Consider the following 19,087-nt stretch of genomic DNA (forward strand, 5'->3'; position numbering starts at 1 on the left):
CCGGGTCTGCGTATCTCAGTCGGGCAAGCAGGTCCATCATGTCCTGAAGTGAGGGTCAGGGGCACACGCGCCCCCGACCGGTTTCAGGCTCAGTTGCCGTCCGTCGCCGGAGCGTCCGGTGCCGGGACTTGTTGAGCGGGCGCTTGCGGGCCGGACATCGGGCCATAGCCCATCCCTTGCCCCTGCCCTTGCATCTGTCCACGCATGTGACCTTGCATCATCATGCACCCATGGTTCGCCCCCTGCATCATCTGATCGTGATATTGACCGTGATGACCGCCCATGCGCGCAAATTTCTGACCCTGCTGCAGTCCTTGGCGGCCCTCCATCCGGCCCATGCCCTGACGCGTGATCAGGCTCAGCTCTTCTTCGCTCACGGCCCCGTCACCATCGCGATCCAACCGGCTGAACATCTGGCCCGCGCGCGGGCTTTGCATCTCTTCGGCACTCAAAAGCCCGTCGCCATCGCTGTCACGGTTCTCGATCATCGCGGCAGCGCGGGCCTGCATCCGGGCGACACGTTGGGCTTCCTGATGCGCAAACAGCTCGTCCGCATCCACTGTGCCATCGCCGTTGGCGTCCACCTCGGCAAATTGCGCAGCGCGGAAGGCGTCGATCTCGTCTTGGGTGATCTTGCCGTTTTCATCGGCATCCACCGTCGCAAAATCGAAATTCGGCCCGAACGGCGACATGCCGCCGCCCATCTGTTGCATCTGGCCTCTCATGCCGCGCTCCTGCGGCCCCAAGCCCTGCGATCCATAGCCCGCAGCATAGGCGCCAAAGGTGCCTCCCAGAACCGCAACAAGAGCGACAGCGGAGATCAGCGTTTTACGTTTCATAGTATTCCCTCTTTCTGGTCTGTTTGGCGCGGCCGGTCTGTGACACTGGTCTGTGACGTCGGTCTGTGACCGCTCCTCCCGCGCTTTCTATGCACTCTAAACGCGCCAGATCGGGGGTTCCGTCGCAGGCCCTCAAAGAAATCCCTTCACAGAGCCGTGATCCTTGGCCATGGTGTGCCAATGGAGGAGGAGAGGCCCGTCAGGGCTGACAGCTGCGCGACATCGCGCCGCAAGGACAATTTGCGCCCCCTACAAAAAGGACGAAACGTATTACGCCATCTCCCGCACGAAAGAGGCGCATCGCATATGACAGAGACACAGACACATTTGCCAAACGAGACCGCCGCCAGGTTCAGCCCCGCTGACAATCCCGCTGGCGATGGCCTGCGCGAGCTGCGCCCGGCCTTGTTGCGCGGCTGGAAACGCCGCTGTCCGGCCTGTGGCGGGGGGCCAATGCTGAAAAGCTATCTCAAGGTGCGCGATGAATGTCCTGTCTGCGGCGAGGCTTTGCATCACCACCGGGCGGACGACGGCCCGGCCTATTTGACCATTTTGATCGTCGGCCACCTGATGGCGCCGCTTTTGGGCTGGGTTTTCATCGAATTCCGCCCCGACCCTCTGACGCTCATTGCAATTTTTGCCACCGGCACGGTCTTGCTGTCGCTTTATTTGTTGCCACGGTTCAAAGGCATGATCGTCGCATTTCAATGGGCCAAGCGGATGCATGGCTTTGGCGGCGACGAGACTTAAGGACGCCAGCTAAAGCCGTTTCTCGTAATGAATCCGGTCGTAGCCATCGCTTTTGCCACGATGGGTCTCGGTGTAGCCAAGTTTGGGATAGAGCCGCTGAGGCCCCGACATCACCGCATTGGTATAGACCCGCATCACCGCCGCGCCGTCTCTGCGGGCACGGGCTTCGGCCTCCAGAATGAGCCGCATGGCGATCCCCCGCCCCCGCGCCGCCTCTGAGACCGCCAGCACATCGAGCATGACGCCACCGTCGTCCTCCGCATAGGTATAGATCACGCCAAGGATCTGCGCGCCGAAAACCGCCACACGCACACGCCCCGTCTCGATCAGCGGCGCATAGTCATAGAGCGCGGGCGCGGGCGGTTTGCCGATCAGGGGCGTGTATGACGCGAAGGCCGCAGCCACCAGATCGGTGATCGCGGCGGCGTCCTGGCCCTCGGCCCGGCGCAAGAGGATGTCCACATCTTCCGTCATGCGCTCACTCATCCATGCGCGCGGGCCCGTGACAAGACCAGAGCATGGGGCCAGAGCTGCACAAATATAGGGCCTGCAACGGCCCTGTGCGGGACACAAGATTGACAGTCGAGGCCCGGGCTTTTCAGATCGGTCTGCACTTAAAAGAAAGCCCTCCACATGACCGATTTTCCGCTTCTCGATCTCTCCGACTTCCAATCCGCCGATGCCGAGGGGCGCGCGGCCATCGGTGCCGAAGTGGATCGCATCTGCCGGGAAACCGGCTTTCTCGCCGTCACCGGCCACGGTGTGCCGCAAGAGGTGATCGACGCGCTTTGGTCGCAGGCCCGCGCCTTTTTCGAGCAATCGCCCGAGGAAAAACACGCCGTCGCCCCGCCTCCCGGCGGCCCCTATGGCTATCTCGGCCCGGGCACTGAGGCCTTGGCCAAATCACGCGGCGAAGACACGCCGCCCGATCTCAAGGAAAGCTTCAACGGTGGCCCCGCCGCGATCCCGCCGGGCGAGACCGACCCGGACGCCTTGGCCTTTTGCTATGCCCCCACGCCCTTCCCGGCCCTGCCCGGCTTCAAGGAGGCCTGGCGCGGATATTACGCCGAGATGGAGGCGCTAGCCGCCCGGATCATGGAGGTCTTTGCCGTCGCGTTGACTCTGCCTGACGATCATTTCGCGCCCTATATCACCACGCCGATCTCCGGCATGCGGGCGCTGAATTACCCGGCACAAGACAAAGCCCCCGAGGAGAAACAACTCCGCGCCGGTGCCCACACCGACTATGGCTCGCTGACGATCCTCTTGCCCGAGCCCGGCTCCGAGGGGTTGGAGATTTTGACGCCAGAAAATGAGTGGAAAGGTGTGCCGCCGATTGACGGCGCCTTTGTGATCAACATCGGCGATCTCATGACGCTCTGGACTGGAGGACGCTGGACCTCGACGCTGCACCGGGTTGTCACGCCGCCCAATTGGGCCACCCGTCGGCGCATGTCGATTGCCTATTTCCATCAGCCGAACTGGCATGCGGAGGTCAAACCTCTGTCGGGCCCTGCCTCCGAGACGGTGACCTCAGGCCCCTACTTGATGAGCAAATTCGCCGCCGCCAACGGCTAAGCGCCTTGCGCGCAGGCGCCCAAACACGCACAACAGAACCACCGGTCGCAGCCTACCCGGTTACAAAACAAGGACAAAACCCATGAAAACCCTCGTCATCTGCTCCGGCGGATTGGATTCCGTGTCGCTCGCCTATGTGCTGGCCGCCTCTGGCAGTCTCTCGCGTCTGGTCTCTTTCGATTACGGCCAACGCCACGCCAAGGAAATGGAGTTCGCGGCGCTTGCCGCCGAACGCCTCAAAGTCCCGCATCAGATCATCGACATGCACACAATCGGGGCCGCGCTCACCGGCTCGGCGCTCACCGATGACATCGACGTGCCAGACGGGCATTACGCCGAGGAGACGATGAAAATCACCGTCGTGCCCAATCGCAATGCCATCATGTTGACCATCGCCTTCGGGATTGCTGCCGCTGCGGGGGATGAGGCGGTCGCCACCGCTGTCCATGGCGGCGATCATTTCATCTACCCGGACTGTCGACCCGCCTTCACCGAGGCCTTCGAGGCGATGCAAAAGGCCGCCCTCGACGGCTATGCCGACGTCCACCTCTCGACGCCGTTCGTGCATCAAAGCAAGGCCGATATCGTCACCGCAGGCGCCGCCGCTGGCACGCCTTTCGCCGACACCTGGTCCTGCTACAAAGGCGGCGCGCAGCACTGTGGGCGCTGTGGCACCTGTGTCGAGCGACGCGAGGCCTTTCACCTTGCGGGCGTCGCGGACCCAACCAGCTACGACGACCCCGAGTTCTGGAAAGCGGCCACCTCACGCACCTAAAAAGCCGAAAAGCCCCGCCTCAAAGACGGGGCTTCCCACCACCTCGCAAACGTCTTGCGAAGAGAGCCTCACACCTTGCCGTTCTTGCCGCGCCGCGCCTCCGGGTGGAGCGCCGTGCCGAGAATATGTTCGGCCCTGTGCACCACATGGCCCGCGTGACCGACGATCAGCGGATCGGGCTCGCCGATCAGCTCTTCGTCCTTGTCGGGATAGTCGAGCGTCATCAGGAAATGCTTCATACATTCGATCCGGGCGCGTTTCTTGTCGTTCGATTTGATGATCGTCCAGGGCGCATCCGCCGTGTCCGTATAAAAGAACATCGCCTCTTTCGCCTCGGTATAATCGTCCCATTTGTCCAGAGAGGCCTTGTCGATGGGCGACAGCTTCCACTGTTTCAGAGGATCGGTTTCGCGCGCCTTGAACCGGCGTTGCTGTTCGGCCTGGGTCACCGAGAACCAGTATTTATACAGTTTGATGCCCGAACGCGTCAGCATCCGTTCGAATTCCGGCGTCTGGCGCATGAATTCCAGATAATCGTTGGGACTACAGAACCCCATCACCCGCTCGACGCCCGCGCGGTTGTACCAGGACCGGTCATAGAGCACGAATTCGCCGCTGGTCGGCAGGTGTTCGACATAGCGCTGAAAGAACCACTGCCCGCGCTCCTCGTCGGTCGGTTTGTTGAGCGCCACGACACGCGCATGTCGCGGGTTCAAATGCTCCATAAAGCGCTTGATCGTGCCGCCCTTGCCCGCTGCATCGCGGCCCTCAAAGAGCAAAACGAATTTGTCGCCGGTCTTTTGCGCCCAAAGCTGCGCTTTCAACAGCTCCGCCTGAAGCGCCACTTTGGTGCGCTCATATTCCATGCGGGTCATCTTTTTGCGATAGGGGTATTTGCCACTCTCGAAAGCTGCACGGATCTTGTCAGGGTTCACGGTAGGAAAGCTTTTCGGCCCGCCATGCACCGCCGCCTCAGAGGACGCAACCGGCGCAGGCGCAGTGTCCGCCACGGGTGCGGCAACAGCGGGGGTATTGGCGGCAGGTTTCAAAGGCGTCGTCATGCGGGCATATCTCCATCGGTGGGCAACGCGAGGCAAACTCTGCGCTTGTCACCTCCCTGTTACATGAAAACCCTTTGCGTTTCCTTGATCTGAGGCAAGGTTTATCTGCCGCCCCCTCTATCGCTTGCGCCTTTGCCGCCCGAATGGTCTAATCCTTGACCAAACGAGAACAGTCCGAGAATCGAGCGCAATATGTCCGACGACCTGCTGGCCAGTGGCCCTGACGAGTATGATGCATCTTCCATCGAGGTGCTGGAGGGGCTTGAGCCCGTGCGCAAACGCCCCGGCATGTATATCGGCGGCACGGACGAGCGCGCGCTGCATCACCTCGTGGCCGAGATTCTCGACAACTCTATGGACGAAGCGGTCGCGGGCCATGCCAACCGGATCGAATTGATCCTGCACGCGGATTATTCCATCACCGTCACCGACAACGGGCGCGGCATCCCGATTGACCCGCACCCGAAGTTTCCCGGCAAATCCGCGCTCGAAGTCATTCTCTGTACGCTTCACGCGGGCGGCAAGTTCTCCGGCAAGGCGTACCAGACATCCGGCGGGTTGCACGGTGTTGGCTCTTCGGTGGTGAACGCTTTGTCCGATCTGATGGTCGTGCAGGTCGCCAAGAACAAAGAGCTGTTCGAGCAAAGCTTTTCCCGTGGCATCCCGCAAGGCTCGGTCGAAAAGATCGGCGCCGCTCCCAACCGGCGCGGCACCTCGGTGAAATTCCATGCCGATGAACAAATCTTCGGCTCGCATCGTTTCAAGCCCAAACGCCTCTTCACGCTGGCGCGCTCCAAAGCCTATCTCTTTTCCGGCGTTGAAATCCGCTGGAAGTCAGAGATCGACGATGGCGAGACGCCCACTGAGGCCACCTTTCACTTCCCCGGCGGCCTGGCGGATTATCTGTCCGAGACGCTGGGCACCGCCTCCACCTATTCCGAACGCCCCTTTGCGGGCACGGTCGAATTCGGGCCCCGGTTTGGCGTGCCGGGCAAGGTCGAATGGGCGATCAACTGGACGCCGTCCCGCGATGGCTTCCTCCAGTCCTATTGTAACACCGTGCCGACGCCTGAGGGCGGCACCCATGAGGCGGGCTTTTGGGCCGCGATCCTCAAGGGCGTGAAGGCCTACGGCGAGCTGGTCGGCAACCGCAAGGCCAAGGACATCACCCGCGATGACCTCCTGACCGGCGGCTGTGCCCTCGTCTCCTGCTTTATCTCCGACCCTGAGTTTGTCGGTCAGACCAAGGACCGTCTGGCCACCACCGAAGCCGCGCGTCTGGTCGAAAACTCGGTGCGCGATCACTTCGACAACTGGCTGGCCGCCGACACGAAATCCGCCGGATCCATCCTCGATTTTCTGGTGCTCCGCGCCGAAGAACGCATGCGCCGCCGTCAGGAAAAAGAGACCCAGCGCAAATCCGCGACCAAGAAACTGCGCCTTCCGGGCAAACTCACCGACTGTACCTCGAAAGACCGCTCGAACACCGAGCTGTTCATCGTCGAGGGCGACTCTGCGGGTGGTTCCGCCAAAGGTGCCCGCAAACGCGAAACGCAGGCTTTGCTGCCCTTGAAAGGTAAAATCCTGAACGTGCTGGGCGCGGCGTCGAACAAGCTCACGTCGAACCAAGAAATCTCGGACCTCTGCGAAGCCCTTGGCGTCGGCATGGGCACGCGGTTTAACGTCGATGACTTGCGCTACGAACGCGTGATCATCATGACCGACGCGGACGTCGACGGCGCGCATATCGCGTCCCTCTTGATGACCTTCTTCTACACCCAGATGCGCCCCCTCATCGATCAAGGCCACCTCTACCTCGCCTGCCCGCCGCTCTACCGCCTGACGCAGGGCGCCAAGCGCGTCTACTGTTTGGATGAGGCAGAGCGCGACATGTGGTTGGAGAAAGGCCTTGGCGGCAAAGGCAAAATCGACGTCTCTCGGTTTAAAGGTCTTGGCGAAATGGACGCCAAGGATTTGAAAGAGACGACGATGGACCCGGCCACGCGCAAGCTGATCCGGGTGACGATTGACGAAGACGAACCGGGCGAAACCGCCGATCTGGTGGAGCGTTTGATGGGCAAAAAGCCAGAGTTGCGGTTCCAGTATATTCAGGAGAATGCGCGGTTTGTTGAGGAATTGGATGTGTAGGGAGTTCTCGAAAGTATTACTTTCGAGAAGGGGATAGAAAATGTCTAAGCCATACAATTATTTCGAGAGCTCCATCACAAGATCAACTTTGCTTGTGGAACTAGCAAAGACAAATGAAGATCATTGCGATGACATTTCGAGAGCTGCTGCAGTGCTCGCCGTTGCCGCGTATGACCACTACTTCACCTCTAAATTTAGCGATGTTTTAGCGAGCTATCTAAGCAAAAATGAGCCGAACAAATCTTTACTTGAAATGTTGGAAAGAGGTGGCCTGAATACAAAAGTTGCCTTGGAAATCGCTGTCATGAAGCGACCTTTTCGCCGCGTAAGATCGCTGATCACGAAATCACTTTCAGAAAAAACCACCAATCGCACCAAGGCTATAGACAATCTCTTCGCGGCAATTGACCTCAAAGGCCTCTCTGGCCGCGTCCACAAGAAAGCGGCGAGAACAAATCTCGGCACCCGAATTGACAAGCTCGTTGATATTAGAAATGCCATCGTCCACTCCGCCCATCTCAATTCGCATGGTAAACCCCGAGCCATAAACATTGACGACATTGAAGCAAGGATTGGCGAAGTAAAACTGTTCGTGGAGACAGCGGAACAGATCATCAATGAATGGATCAAACACTCCGATCTTCCGGCACTGGTCTCCGCGACAGACTAAACCTTAGTGCAAATTTCCACCCCCTCGGCACCCTTCCGCCCATCCCAGACCTCAGGGGAACCCTTCCCTCGGCCCCCGCGTTATACTCTCTGAAAACAAATTCAGAGGCGCATATGACCCGCTTGAAAACCACAACCCTCTTCGCTCTCACGCTTTTGGCGGCGAGCCCGGCCTTTGCCAATCCGAACAAGGTCAAGCACGGCAACGGGCATGGCAATGGCAACGCAGGTCACGTGCGGGTGCACATCCCGGCGGGCTGCGATCTTCCGCCCGGGATTGAAAAGCAAATCCGTGAGGGCAAGCGCACCTCCCTGCCCCCCGGCATAGCCAAGAATTGCGCCCAAAACAAAGGCTTCGCCAAAGGCGACCGCCTGCCCGACGGCTACACCATTCTGCGCGATTACGGGCGCTATGGCCTGCCCGATCCGGGCCGCGACCGCTACGCCATTTCCGGCGATACGATCTATAAAATCGCCCGCGACGCGGCCATCGTCATCACCGCGATGGGGATTTATAACAACATCGTCAACAACTGATCCGACGCGGCGGATCGCGGGGCAGATTGACGCCCTCCCCCGCGCTCGCCATAGTCCCGCCATGGCCCGCTCTTTTGACACGCTCGATCTGGTGGCCGCGCATCGGCGGCTTTTGGACCTCTTCGAAGAGCGGCCCCACTTGGGCGCGCGGGCAAGCGGGATCGAGGCCTTTCAAACCTATCACCAACGCGCCGTGTTTCGGCTCACATGGGACGGTCGCCCAGCGATTGTAAAGTTGATCTGGCACGCGCAGAAAGCCCGTGCGGTGAGTGGCCAGACCGGCGCGCTCAAACAGCTCGCCGAGGCACTCGAAGGCAGGCCGGCGCATGTCCCCGACGTGCTGCATATCGCCCCGAAAGCCGGGCTCTTCGTGATCTCTTTTGTCGAGGGTCCGAGCGGGTTGGAGCATCTGCGCGAGGGGCGGATGGCGGAGGTCATTGAGGCCGGGCGGCTCTGGCTCTCCGAGGCCACGCGCACCACCCGCGCGCAACGCCCCTTTCCCATGGCACGCTTCACAAAGAAACTCGACAGCTGCGCCGGGGGGGGGCCCGCACAAGATGTGGTCGAGCGCACGCGGACCCTGTTGGCCCATGCGCCCGAGACCCTGACCATCGCGGCGGGACATGGCGACTATTGGCCCGGAAACCTGATCCTGAGCCCCGATGGCCCCACCGCGATTGACCTCTCGGGCCACCGCGACATCCCATTGATCGAGGATATCACCCGCTTTTCTAGAGGCGTGAGTGAACATAGCGAGGCCGGGCTAACCGAGGCGATCACCGCACCGCTGTTGTCACTTCTGCCGGAAGACGAAGCCCGGCAAAGTTTCGACCTGTTTTACGGGTTGGCGCTGGCGCAGAAAATCCATGCGAGTGGCGGGATCGGTTATGCCCATGAACGCGCGCGGTTTTTAAGCCTTTAGACCGGCACAACCTGCCCGGCATCGAGCCGCACCACACGGTCCATTTTCGCCGCCAATTCAAGGTTGTGCGTGGCGATCAGCGCCGAAGAAAGCCCCTCGTCGCGCACCAAGCCCATCAACACGTCAAACACCAAAGCGGAGGTCTCCGGGTCGAGGTTTCCGGTGGGTTCATCCGCCAGCAACAGCCCCGGCCTGTTGGCCAAAGCGCGACAGAAGGCGACGCGTTGCTGCTCGCCGCCCGAAAGCGCCGAAGGCCGGTGCTGGGCGCGTTTGCCGACGCCGACTTTTTCCAGCAATCCCATCGCGCGCTCCGAGGCCTCGGCCTCCGGCACGGCATTGGCGAGCTGGGGCAGGATGACATTATCGAGCGCGGTAAACTCCGGCAGCAGGTGGTGGAACTGATAGATAAATCCGACGCCCGCGCGGCGCATGGCGGTGCGGGGCTTGTCGCCCAAGCCCGTCATGTCTTGGCCGGCGATTTTGACCGATCCGCTGTCGGGCAGGTCCAAAAGCCCCGCGATGTGCAAAAGCGTGGATTTCCCGGCGCCAGACGGCGCGATGAGGCCCACGATCTCGCCCCGCGAGACGGTCAGATCGATGCCACGCAGCACATCCACTTCGTTGGGCTTGCCGGCGTTGTAGGTCTTGGCGACGCCTTTCAGCGACAACATCTCACGCGCGGTTTGATCATTCATAGCGCAGCGCCTCCACGGGGTTCATGCGGGCCGCGCGGCGGGCCGGGAAAATGGTCACGATGAAAGAGAGGCCCAAGGACAAAGACACGGCTTTGAGAATGTCGACAGCACGCAGTTCCGCGGGCAGTTCATAGATGCCACGGATCGACGGATCCCAAGCCCCACCGCCATTGAGCCAGTTCACAAAGCTCAGCACCTGGTCGATGTAGATCGCAAACAGCGACCCGAGGAGGACGCCCAAAAGAGTGCCCAAGACGCCCGTAATGGCCCCGCAGATGAAGAAGATGCGCAGGATGGAGCCCTCTGTGAGACCAATGGTGCGCAGGATACCGATGTCGCGGCCCTTGTTTTTCACCAACATGATGAGGCCCGACACGATGTTCATCGCGGCGATCAGCACCAGCACCGAGAGGATCACGAACATCACGTTGTCCTCGATATCCAAGGCGCGCAGGAAGGACCCCGAAGCATCGCGCCAAGTCCAGACCATGCCGTGCTCTCCGACCGCTTGCAGCAGAGGGATCGCCATGTCGTCGACCGCTTCGGGATGCTCGATCATGACCTCGATCTCATCGGCCGCACCCTCGCGGTTAAAGAACTTCTGCGCCTCGGCGAAAGGCAAGTAAGCGCGTGTCTTATCAATATCATAGCGCCCGGCGGAGAAGACATAGACGACCTCGAAGGAGGAGACGCGCGGGCTTGTGCCAAAGGCGGTTTTGGCGCCGTCGGGGGAGATCAGCTTGATCTTATCGCCCACCGTGACACCCAGATCGCGCGCCACGCCGGAGCCGATCGCGATGCCTTCCGAGAACCGTGAGACATCACCCCAATGTTGATCGGGCTCGATGGCAACACGCGGGATGGTCATCAGGTCCTCGGGCGAAATGCCATAGACCTCGACGCCCGCATTGGTGCCACGGGACGACACCATGACCTGACCACGCACCAGAGGTGCTGCGCGGGTGACGCCCGGCACGGCGCGGAGTTTTTCGGCCCAGCCGTCATAATCGGTGAGCGCGCGCGAGGTGTTGCCCTCTTCGGTCACGTAGATCGAGGAATAGACGGTCACATGGGCGTTGGAACCCAGGATCGTATCGACAAATTCGGCGCGAAATCCGGTGCGTACGGCAAGCGTGATGATCAGGGCCGCCACCGCGAGCGTGATGCCGATCAGCGAAATCCATGTCATCACGGAAACGCCTCCCTCGTCGCGCCGCGCGCGCAGGTAGGCAAATGCGATTTTCCACTCAAAGCGGGAAAAGGGCTTGGTCGTTCTGGCCGCGTTCACGAAAAGGCTCCTGAAAACTTTGCCAGACCAAACCCTTTGGCCGCAGAAAGGTCAAGCGCTGCCCTGCCCTATACGCGGCCTCTTGCGATGAAAGCCGCGTGAGGAACGCGGATTAAAACGTGAGACCGGCCTGCGATTTGCGCCGACGGAACGGCCAGGCCAAAAGCGCCAACACGCCACTGACCGCCAGCCAGCCGCCCAGATAGCCGACAAGCGCGGAAATTCCGCCCTCAAGCGTCAGGGGCAAAGCGGGGCGGAAGTCGTCATAGGTGGCGCGCGCCAGAACCGTGTCGGCGACGCGTTGCGGCATGGTCAGACGCTCCAGAGGCGTGGCCTCTTTGAGCACCGACAGGTCCTCCGACAGGCGCGCGTGGCGGTCGATGGTGTTGCGCATGTCGCGGCGGCGGTTCTCAAGGAACACCGAGCCACCCATCGAGGCCAACGCCTCTTCGCGGGTCATCTCTGCGCGAGTGGCGGAGGCGTCAAAATCGGCGATGACCGTTTGCAGGGCCTCGACCTGACCGCCTAAGCGTTGTGTGTATTGCTGGGTGAACTCAGGAAACTGGGACACAACGGCGGCCCCCAACAGGCCGCCCGAAAGGGCGAGTGCTCTCAACATATTTGCCTCTCATCCGTCTGCTGCGGTTTCCGTCTGACGCGGAAATTCTATGGCAAGTAGGCTAAAAGGATTCGGGGGCGAGACACAAATGCCCCGCCCCCGTTTTTTCAAAGTCTCGCGAAAACTCGCCGATGGCGTGAATTACACGCCCGCGTAGATTTTCACGATTTTCTCGACCGCCAGCTCCGGCGTCATCTCTTCGCTCTCGCCGGTCTTGCGGCAGGTCACTTCGACCACGCCGTTCTTGAGACCGCGCGGCCCGACGGTGATGCGCCACGGCAGACCGATCAGGTCCATGGTGGCAAATTTGCCGCCCGCACGTTCGTTGCGATCATCATAAAGCGCCTCAAGGCCCAGCGTTTCGAAGGACTTATAGAGCGCCTCACAGGCGGCATCGGCCTCTTCGTCGCCCTGTTTCAGGTTGACGATGCCGACGTGGAAGGGCGTCACGCCCTCCGGCCAGATGATGCCTTTGTCGTCATGGCTGGCCTCAATGATGGCGCCCAAGAGACGCGACACGCCAATGCCATGCGACCCCATGTGCACGGGCACAGGTTTGCCATCCGGGCCTTGGACGGTCGCGCCCATGGATTCGGAATATTTCGTGCCGAAGTAGAAAATCTGACCGACCTCGATGCCGCGCGCGGTGCGGCGGCGCTCTTCGGGAACCTCGGCAAAGATCGCTTCGTCGTGGGTCTCATCGGTGCGGGCGTAGCGCGAGGTGAATTCTTCGAGCACGGCCTGACATTGCTCGACGCTGTCGAAGTCGATCTCACGGTCGCCGAATTTCAGATCGGTGATCTCGCTGTCGTAAAAGACCTCGGATTCGCCGGTTTCGGCCAGTACGAGGAATTCGTGGGTGTAATCGCCGCCAATCGGGCCACCGTCCGCACGCATCGGGATCGCCTGAAGCCCCATGCGCTCATAGGTGCGCAGGTAGCTCACGAGGTGACGATTGTAGGCATGAAGCGAATCTTCCATCGACAAATCAAAGGTGTAGCCGTCTTTCATAAAGAATTCGCGGCCCCGCATCACGCCGAAACGCGGACGGATTTCGTCGCGGAATTTCCACTGGATTTGATAGAGCGTCAGCGGCAGGTCTTTGTAGGACTTCACATAGCCGCGGAAGATGTCGGTGATCATCTCTTCGTTGGTCGGTCCAAACAGCATATCGCGACCATGCCGGTCCGTGATCCGCAGCATCTCGTCGCCATAGGCATCATAGCGACCGCTTTCACGCCACAGGTCCGCCGATTGCATCGTCGGCATCAAGACCGGAATGTGGCCCGCGCGCTGTTGTTCTTCATGCACGATCCGCTCAATGTTCTTGAGCACCTTATAGCCCAGCGGCAGCCAGGAATAGATGCCCGCAGATTGCTGGCGGATCATGCCGGCGCGCAGCATCAGACGGTGCGACACGATTTGTGCCTCGGACGGGGTTTCTTTCAAAACCGGAAGAAAATAGCGCGACAGACGCATAGGCGGAGCCCTCAAGTGATCAGTGTTTGCAACGGTCTAAGCGATCGCCAGAGCACAAACAAGACTGCGCAAGTTTTCGGCCTCTGGCAAATCAGCGCTGCGGTTGCGCCCTCTTCCCCTTGAAACCCATGTCAGCACGCGCGATATGGAAGAAAAGGCAAAGGGGCGTCATGGCATTACCTGTCCGCGATCAGATGAAATATTGGGGGGTCGCTGCGGCGGTGTTCCTCGCGTTGTTGTGGCTTTTGGGCAATGTCATTCTGCCTTTTGTGCTCAGTATGGCCGTGGCCTATATGCTCGACCCGGTCGCCGACAAGTTGGAGAGCTGGGGCTTTAGCCGCATCGCCGCCACGGTGGTGATCACCTTGGTCGCGGCGGTGCTTTTTGTCCTCATTGCGCTTCTGGTCATTCCGACGCTGATCAATCAGACGACGGATCTGGTCAATATCGCGCCCGAATTGATCAACAATCTCCAGAATTTCCTGACTGAGAAATTCCCCACCCTCCTCGATGAAGGCAGCCAGCTGCGTCAGACCCTGGTCAAGATTGGCGAGACGATCCAATCCAAGGGCGGAGAGTTGCTCTCGACCGCGCTGGCCTCTGCGATGAGCCTCTTCAACGTCGTAATGCTGTTGGTTCTGGTGCCGGTGATCACCTTTTATCTCCTGATGGATTGGGACCGGATGGTTGCCAAGATCGACGGGCTTTTGCCGCGCGATCACGCGCCGGTCATCCGCCGCCTCGCCTCCGACATCGACCGCACTTTGGCCTCTTTCATCCGCGGTCAAGGCACCGTTTGCCTTATCCTCGGCACGTTTTACGCCGCCGGTCTCATGCTTGTGGGGCTCAAATTCGGCCTCGTCGCGGGGGCTGTGGCAGGCGCCTTGACCTTTATTCCCTATGTCGGGGCCATCGTCGGCGGGCTTTTGTCCATCGGCCTTGCGCTGTTCCAGTTCTGGGGCGAATGGCAATGGATCGCCGCCGTGGTCGCGATCTTCGCCATCGGCCAATTCGTCGAGGGCAATATCCTGACCCCGAATCTCGTCGGTTCCTCCATCGGGCTGCATCCCGTGTGGCTGATCTTTGCGCTCTCCGCCTTTGGCACTTTGTTCGGCTTTGTCGGCATGTTGATCGCCGTGCCGGTGGCCGCCGCCCTCGGTGTCGTGGCGCGCTTTGGCATCCACCAATATCACGACAGTCGGCTTTATCGTGGCCTCAGCGCCGATGAGGACCCAGAGGCAGAAGACGTCTGACCATGGCCGAGCAGCTTATTCTCGATCTTCCCACCCGCGAGGTGCTTGGGCGCGATACGTTTTTCGTCGCGCCCTCCAATGCCATGGCCATCGCGACCCTCGATTCCGTGGCCACTTGGCCCTCGGGCAAACTGGTCCTCATTGGGTCTCCCGGGTCGGGCAAGACCCATATGGCGCATGTCTTTGCCGCCGAGCATGAGGGCGTGATCGTCCCTGTCGCCGAGTTGAGCGAGGCCGATATTCCTGCTCTGGCGACCCAGCGCTCCGTGGTGGTCGAGGACGCCGACCGCATGCCGGAGCTGGCCGATCCGCAAGCGGCGGAAAACGCACTATTTCACCTGCACAACCTGACCTTGGCCGAAGGCGGTCGGCTCTTGGTCACGGCGCGCACCGCCCCCAATCATTGGGCGTTTAGCCTGCCCGATCTGGCGTCTCGGATGCAGGGCACGACGGTGACCCGGATCGATCCGCCCGATGACATGTTGCTCATGGCCATGCTGGTCAAACAATTCGAGGACCGGCAAATCACCGTCCCTGTGGCGCTGATCCCTTGGCTCGTGAAACGCATGGAACGTTCCGCAGGTGCCGTGCGCCAGATGGTCGAGACACTCGATCGCGAAGCGCTACGGGCCGGCAAGCCGATTTCGCGCGGTCTGGCCCAGAGCCTATTTCCCGCCGACACGTAAGCGCCCCAAAAGACGCTGGATTTTGCCCAAAATCCATGCGATTTACGAAGTCGAAGCCATTTGGCACTGTCGTTTAAGACCAACGAGATAGGCACCGTCATGACCGATCTTTCGCAAGATGCGACGGAACACCAAGGCGCAATCGCAGAAGCCGAGACACAAGACTGGGGCGTGTTTGGCCGCCCCCTGTTTCTCGACGAAGAGGCCCGTGCTTTGTCGCGGGTCGGCGTGGTTGACGTGGGGTCGAACTCCGTGCGTTTGGTGGTGTTTGACGGCGCGGCGCGCAGCCCGGCTTATTTCTACAACGAGAAAATCATGTGCGGGCTGGGTGCTGGCCTGCGTGAAACCGGGCGGCTCAACCCGGAGGGCAAGGTCCGCGCCATGTCCGCGATCCGCCGGTTTCAGAAACTGGCACAAGGTATGGGCATTCCCCCACTGACGGCGGTTGCGACCGCTGCGGTGCGGGAGGCTGAGGACGGTCCCGCTTTTCGGGAGGAAATAGAGCGGGAGACCGGCCTCAGCCTGTGGGTCATCGACGGCGAGGAAGAGGCGCGGCTCTCGGCGCAGGGCGTGCTTTTGGGCTGGCCCGAGGCGGATGGCCTGGTCTGCGACATTGGCGGTTCTTCGATGGAGCTGGCCATGGTCCGCAATGGCGAAGTCGGCAAACGCGTGACCTCGCCCTTGGGGCCGCTCAAGCTTCAGGGCCTCAAAGGCGGACGTCAGGGTCTCAAGGATCACATTGCACCGATCATGAAAGAGCTGGCCGAGACCATGGGCACCGCGCATCCGCGCATCTACCTTGTGGGTGGCTCCTGGCGCGCGATTGCCCGGATCGATATGGAGCGGCGCAATTACCCGCTGCACGTGCTGCACGAATATCGGATGTCGAGCCGTTCTGTGACTGACACGATCAAATTCATTCGCAAAAGCGATATGGATGAGCTGCGCTCCAAAACCGGCACCTCATCGAGCCGGATGTCTTTGGTGCCGATTGCTTCCGAAGTGCTCCGCCAACTGGTGCGGACCTTTCATCCAAAAGAAATTTGCGTCTCCTCCTATGGCATCCGCGAAGGCATGCTTTACGAGCAAATGCCGCAAAGCGTGCGCGCCCGCGATCCGCTGATCGAGGCCTGCCGCTTCTCTGAGATGAAAGACGCCCGCCTGCCCGGCTTTGGCAAGCAGCTTCACGCCTTCATCGAGCCGATTTTCAAGGCGCGGCAATATGAAAAGATGCGGCTGATCCGCGCCGCCTGTCTGTTGCACGACGTGACTTGGCGCGCGCATCCCGACTACCGCGCCGAGGTCTGTTTCGACAATGCGACGCGGGCCAACTTGGGTGGATTGACCCATAAGGAACGGATTTTCTTAGGCCTTGCTCTGCTGCACCGCTACAAAAACTCGCGTGACAACACGCCCTTTGCCAATCTGATCGAGATGCTGTCGGACAAGGAAATCCGCGATGCCGAGGTGCTGGGCAAGGCGATGCGCTTTGGCGCGATGTTCGCCGTGGACGTGCCGACGGATTTAGCCAAAATCGCCTATTTCCCGAAAAAGAAAGAGCTGGTCCTGTCCTTGCGCCCCGAGGCCGAAGACCTGTTCGGTGAAGTCACCAACGCGCGCTTCCAGTCGCTTGCCAATAGTCTGGGCGCCAAGACCGACGTGCGTCACCTCCGTTACTGACCCTTAGAGATCGATGCCCTCATCGGGGATGCTCGGCTCTTCCGGCGTGACCTCCGGTTTGCGCCGGATCAGGATGTCGCCATTGGGCAGGATCACCGGCGCCTCATAGGCATTGAGATCATCGACATAGCCCTCAAGCTCCTCAAGCGCGGGCCCCATGTCCTCGAAGAGATGTTCGAGCAACAGTTTCGAGCCTTCGCGCAATAGGTTCCATCCCTCCGCAGGATCAGAGGGCGTATCCTCGGCCAGCACAGGTGCCGCAAGAAAGAGCATCGGGATCAGGATCGTCTGTCTCATACGGAACATATAAGGCCTCCCCCGCCGGTTTTCACCCCTGCCGCATCTCAGACAGGTCGAGATCGACCGTCACCGGGAAATGATCCGACGCCTTGAGCAACGCCTCTTTCAATTCCGGCGTGTTGAAACAGACCGGATCGTCGAACGGATGCCAGATGCGCCAGCGCGCGCCCTGTTTCAAATCCTGCGAGACCATCACATAGTCCAAAAGCGCCGAGAGATAGCGTTTTTCCTCGTCGATATAGAACCGCGCAGAGGTTCGCCCCTGATTGCCGCGCCGCGTGAGCGCCTCGGTCGCATGGGGATCGGACAGCCGCATTTCGGGCGGCACATCCGGGTCTTCGCGGCCCATGACGATCTCGACGCCCGAGCGCCCGAACAGCTTTTCATATTCATCAAGCCCCGGCCCGTCGTTGAAATCACCCAGCACGATCAAAGGCTCGCCCGCTTTCAGATGTCCCTCCACGCGTTCCCGCAGCCAGATGCATTGCGCCAATTGCTTGCGCCGGTTCTCGATGGAAATGCGGATCACGTCATCGCGGTTGCGCGCGCCATGCGGGGCCTTGGATTTCACGTGCACACCAATCATGCGAAAGGCAAAGCCGGTCTCACGCACCTCCATCGCCAGCTCAAGGGGCGGTTTTGAGAACCGCACCTCTTCGCGGTCCCGGTCCGTGTCCAGGTCCAGCCGATAGATCGAATTGAAAGCGGGCGGCTCGAAGTCATCGCCCAGGTCCGCAGGTGCCCCGACCGGATCATGCCGCGCACGCAGCACCAGCGGGTCGTACATCAGCGCAATCTCTTGCTGCGTCTCGTTGATATAGCCGATCTCGACCGCCATCGCCCGCAGCCCCGCCCAATCGGCGAATTGCTCAAGCGCGCGGCGCGTGTCGCGTTTGCGATTGGTGTCCGGCGCCTCGATCACCATGATCGCGTCGGCATCCATCGCGTTGAACACGATGCCAAGGGATTCAAGCTGCATCTCGCGGGTCACATTGTGCCGGGCGGACCATTTGTCATCGGCCTGCGGGCGGCCCATGCGGTCGAAAAGATTGTCGAACCATTCGACATTATAGGTCGCAATGCGGATCACGCCGCGCGCTCCGCTGAGATTTCCTCCCAGGCGGCGTTGATCTCGACGAGCCGATCAGAGGCCAGTTGCACCGCCTCTTCAGGCACGCCGCGCGCGATCATCCGGTCGGGGTGGGTCTCGCGGACAAGCGCCCGATAGGCCGATTTGATCTCCGCAAGCGAGGCCGAGGGCTCAACCCCCAGAACGTCATAGGGATCGCGCACCGCATCGGGCACGTAGCGCGCGCGCAGCACCCGAAAGGCGCGGTCTTCGATGTCGAAAATCTCTGCCACACGGATCAGAAACGCGTCCTCGCCGGGGTGATATTCGCCATCGGCCATGGCGATGTGAAACAGCCCGTCCATGATGTCCATCAGCGGGCGGCATTCCGTGCCATACATCTTTTTCACGCTCTTGGCGTAATCCTCGAACCCCGCCACGTCTTGGCGGGCAAGGTTGAACACACGGGCGGCGGCGGCCTCGTCCTCAGGCGCGATCTGAAACACTTCGCGGAATGCCGTGACCTCGTCGCGGGTCACCTGACCGTCCGCCTTGGCCATTTTCGCACCCAGGGCGATCACCGCGATGGCAAAGCCCACGCGCCGATCCGGGTCCGAGCGGAACTGCTCGAACACAGAGGCCAGGCTTTCGCCCGCACGCAGCGCCTTGAGCGCCTCGAGGATTTTGGACCAGATCGACATGCCGCGAGTTTACCTATTTTGGCGTCACAAGTCCCGCG

At 60.8% G+C, this 19,087-nt stretch carries 20 protein-coding genes; 10 read left to right on the top strand and 10 right to left on the bottom strand.

Features of this window, described 5'->3' with window-relative positions:
- Nucleotides 1-89: 89 nt before the first annotated feature.
- Complete coding sequence (locus ACN0X0_RS02975; RefSeq protein ID WP_417277945.1) at nucleotides 90-839, bottom strand: EF-hand domain-containing protein; 750 nt, start codon at nucleotides 837-839, stop codon at nucleotides 90-92.
- Between the two features lie 306 nt (nucleotides 840-1,145).
- Here ACN0X0_RS02975 and ACN0X0_RS02980 point away from each other — a divergent pair, with 306 nt between their 5' ends.
- A complete protein-coding gene (locus ACN0X0_RS02980; protein ID WP_417262825.1) occupies nucleotides 1,146-1,589 on the top strand; it encodes a DUF983 domain-containing protein in 444 nt (147 codons plus the stop codon).
- A gap of 9 nt (nucleotides 1,590-1,598) precedes the next feature.
- Here ACN0X0_RS02980 and ACN0X0_RS02985 read toward each other — a convergent pair whose 3' ends face one another.
- Nucleotides 1,599-2,063: a GNAT family N-acetyltransferase gene (locus ACN0X0_RS02985; protein ID WP_417277946.1), complete on the bottom strand. Its 465-nt coding sequence runs from the start codon at nucleotides 2,061-2,063 to the stop codon at nucleotides 1,599-1,601.
- A 159-nt stretch (nucleotides 2,064-2,222) separates the two neighbouring features.
- Here ACN0X0_RS02985 and ACN0X0_RS02990 point away from each other — a divergent pair, with 159 nt between their 5' ends.
- Nucleotides 2,223-3,167: an isopenicillin N synthase family dioxygenase gene (locus ACN0X0_RS02990; RefSeq protein ID WP_417277947.1), complete on the top strand. Its 945-nt coding sequence runs from the start codon at nucleotides 2,223-2,225 to the stop codon at nucleotides 3,165-3,167.
- 82 nt (nucleotides 3,168-3,249) lie between these two features.
- On the top strand, nucleotides 3,250-3,942 hold the full coding sequence (queC, locus tag ACN0X0_RS02995; RefSeq protein ID WP_417277948.1) for a 7-cyano-7-deazaguanine synthase QueC: 693 nt from the start codon (nucleotides 3,250-3,252) through the stop codon (nucleotides 3,940-3,942).
- 68 nt (nucleotides 3,943-4,010) lie between these two features.
- Here the strand turns inward: queC and ppk2 are convergent, their stop codons facing one another.
- On the bottom strand, nucleotides 4,011-5,003 hold the full coding sequence (gene ppk2 / locus ACN0X0_RS03000) for a polyphosphate kinase 2 (RefSeq protein ID WP_417277949.1): 993 nt from the start codon (nucleotides 5,001-5,003) through the stop codon (nucleotides 4,011-4,013).
- Between the two features lie 192 nt (nucleotides 5,004-5,195).
- Between ppk2 and parE the strand changes: the two genes are divergently transcribed.
- From parE to ACN0X0_RS03020, 4 genes are all read left to right on the top strand, one after another.
- Nucleotides 5,196-7,151 (top strand): DNA topoisomerase IV subunit B, encoded by a 1,956-nt coding sequence (gene parE, locus ACN0X0_RS03005; RefSeq protein WP_417277950.1) that lies wholly within the window; start codon nucleotides 5,196-5,198, stop codon nucleotides 7,149-7,151.
- Between the two features lie 40 nt (nucleotides 7,152-7,191).
- The gene (locus ACN0X0_RS03010; RefSeq protein ID WP_417277951.1) at nucleotides 7,192-7,821 is read left to right on the top strand and encodes a HEPN domain-containing protein; all 630 of its coding nucleotides are present in this window, start codon (nucleotides 7,192-7,194) and stop codon (nucleotides 7,819-7,821) included.
- A gap of 113 nt (nucleotides 7,822-7,934) precedes the next feature.
- The gene (locus tag ACN0X0_RS03015) at nucleotides 7,935-8,357 is read left to right on the top strand and encodes a hypothetical protein (protein ID WP_417277952.1); all 423 of its coding nucleotides are present in this window, start codon (nucleotides 7,935-7,937) and stop codon (nucleotides 8,355-8,357) included.
- 61 nt (nucleotides 8,358-8,418) lie between these two features.
- Nucleotides 8,419-9,279, top strand: a complete 861-nt coding sequence (locus ACN0X0_RS03020) for a phosphotransferase (protein WP_417277953.1) — start codon at nucleotides 8,419-8,421, stop codon at nucleotides 9,277-9,279.
- Here ACN0X0_RS03020 and ACN0X0_RS03025 read toward each other — a convergent pair.
- The 4 genes from ACN0X0_RS03025 to proS all read right to left on the bottom strand — a co-directional run bounded on the left by ACN0X0_RS03025 (nucleotide 9,276) and on the right by proS (nucleotide 13,360).
- Nucleotides 9,276-9,974 (bottom strand): ABC transporter ATP-binding protein, encoded by a 699-nt coding sequence (locus ACN0X0_RS03025; protein ID WP_417277954.1) that lies wholly within the window; start codon nucleotides 9,972-9,974, stop codon nucleotides 9,276-9,278. The genes ACN0X0_RS03020 and ACN0X0_RS03025 overlap by 4 nt on opposite strands.
- Nucleotides 9,967-11,262 (bottom strand): lipoprotein-releasing ABC transporter permease subunit, encoded by a 1,296-nt coding sequence (locus ACN0X0_RS03030; RefSeq protein ID WP_417277955.1) that lies wholly within the window; start codon nucleotides 11,260-11,262, stop codon nucleotides 9,967-9,969. Before ACN0X0_RS03030 ends, ACN0X0_RS03025 begins: the two co-directional genes overlap by 8 nt.
- A 112-nt stretch (nucleotides 11,263-11,374) precedes the next feature.
- Nucleotides 11,375-11,881 (bottom strand): DUF2937 family protein, encoded by a 507-nt coding sequence (locus ACN0X0_RS03035; RefSeq protein ID WP_417262813.1) that lies wholly within the window; start codon nucleotides 11,879-11,881, stop codon nucleotides 11,375-11,377.
- Nucleotides 11,882-12,022: 141 nt separating this feature from the next.
- The gene (proS, locus tag ACN0X0_RS03040; RefSeq protein WP_417277956.1) at nucleotides 12,023-13,360 is read right to left on the bottom strand and encodes a proline--tRNA ligase; all 1,338 of its coding nucleotides are present in this window, start codon (nucleotides 13,358-13,360) and stop codon (nucleotides 12,023-12,025) included.
- 170 nt (nucleotides 13,361-13,530) lie between these two features.
- Between proS and ACN0X0_RS03045 the strand changes: the two genes are divergently transcribed.
- From ACN0X0_RS03045 to ACN0X0_RS03055, 3 genes are all read left to right on the top strand, one after another.
- Entirely contained in the window at nucleotides 13,531-14,613 is a 1,083-nt protein-coding gene (locus tag ACN0X0_RS03045) for an AI-2E family transporter (RefSeq protein ID WP_417277957.1), read from the top strand.
- Between the two features lie 2 nt (nucleotides 14,614-14,615).
- Nucleotides 14,616-15,299 (top strand): chromosomal replication initiator DnaA, encoded by a 684-nt coding sequence (locus ACN0X0_RS03050; protein WP_417277958.1) that lies wholly within the window; start codon nucleotides 14,616-14,618, stop codon nucleotides 15,297-15,299.
- Between the two features lie 99 nt (nucleotides 15,300-15,398).
- On the top strand, nucleotides 15,399-16,979 hold the full coding sequence (locus tag ACN0X0_RS03055) for a Ppx/GppA family phosphatase (protein WP_417277959.1): 1,581 nt from the start codon (nucleotides 15,399-15,401) through the stop codon (nucleotides 16,977-16,979).
- A 3-nt stretch (nucleotides 16,980-16,982) separates the two neighbouring features.
- Here ACN0X0_RS03055 and ACN0X0_RS03060 read toward each other — a convergent pair whose 3' ends face one another.
- The 3 genes from ACN0X0_RS03060 to ACN0X0_RS03070 are packed head-to-tail and all read right to left on the bottom strand — an operon-like array spanning nucleotide 16,983 to nucleotide 19,049.
- Complete coding sequence (locus tag ACN0X0_RS03060; protein ID WP_417277960.1) at nucleotides 16,983-17,285, bottom strand: AAA+ family ATPase; 303 nt, start codon at nucleotides 17,283-17,285, stop codon at nucleotides 16,983-16,985.
- A 22-nt stretch (nucleotides 17,286-17,307) separates the two neighbouring features.
- A complete protein-coding gene (locus tag ACN0X0_RS03065; RefSeq protein WP_417278222.1) occupies nucleotides 17,308-18,366 on the bottom strand; it encodes an endonuclease/exonuclease/phosphatase family protein in 1,059 nt (352 codons plus the stop codon).
- The gene (locus ACN0X0_RS03070; RefSeq protein WP_417277961.1) at nucleotides 18,366-19,049 is read right to left on the bottom strand and encodes a TerB family tellurite resistance protein; all 684 of its coding nucleotides are present in this window, start codon (nucleotides 19,047-19,049) and stop codon (nucleotides 18,366-18,368) included. Before ACN0X0_RS03070 ends, ACN0X0_RS03065 begins: the two co-directional genes overlap by 1 nt.
- Between the last annotated feature and the right edge of the window lie 38 nt (nucleotides 19,050-19,087).

Origin of the sequence: Celeribacter sp., assembly GCF_048270365.1 — a bacterium.
Classification (GTDB): Bacteria; Pseudomonadota; Alphaproteobacteria; order Rhodobacterales; family Rhodobacteraceae; genus Celeribacter.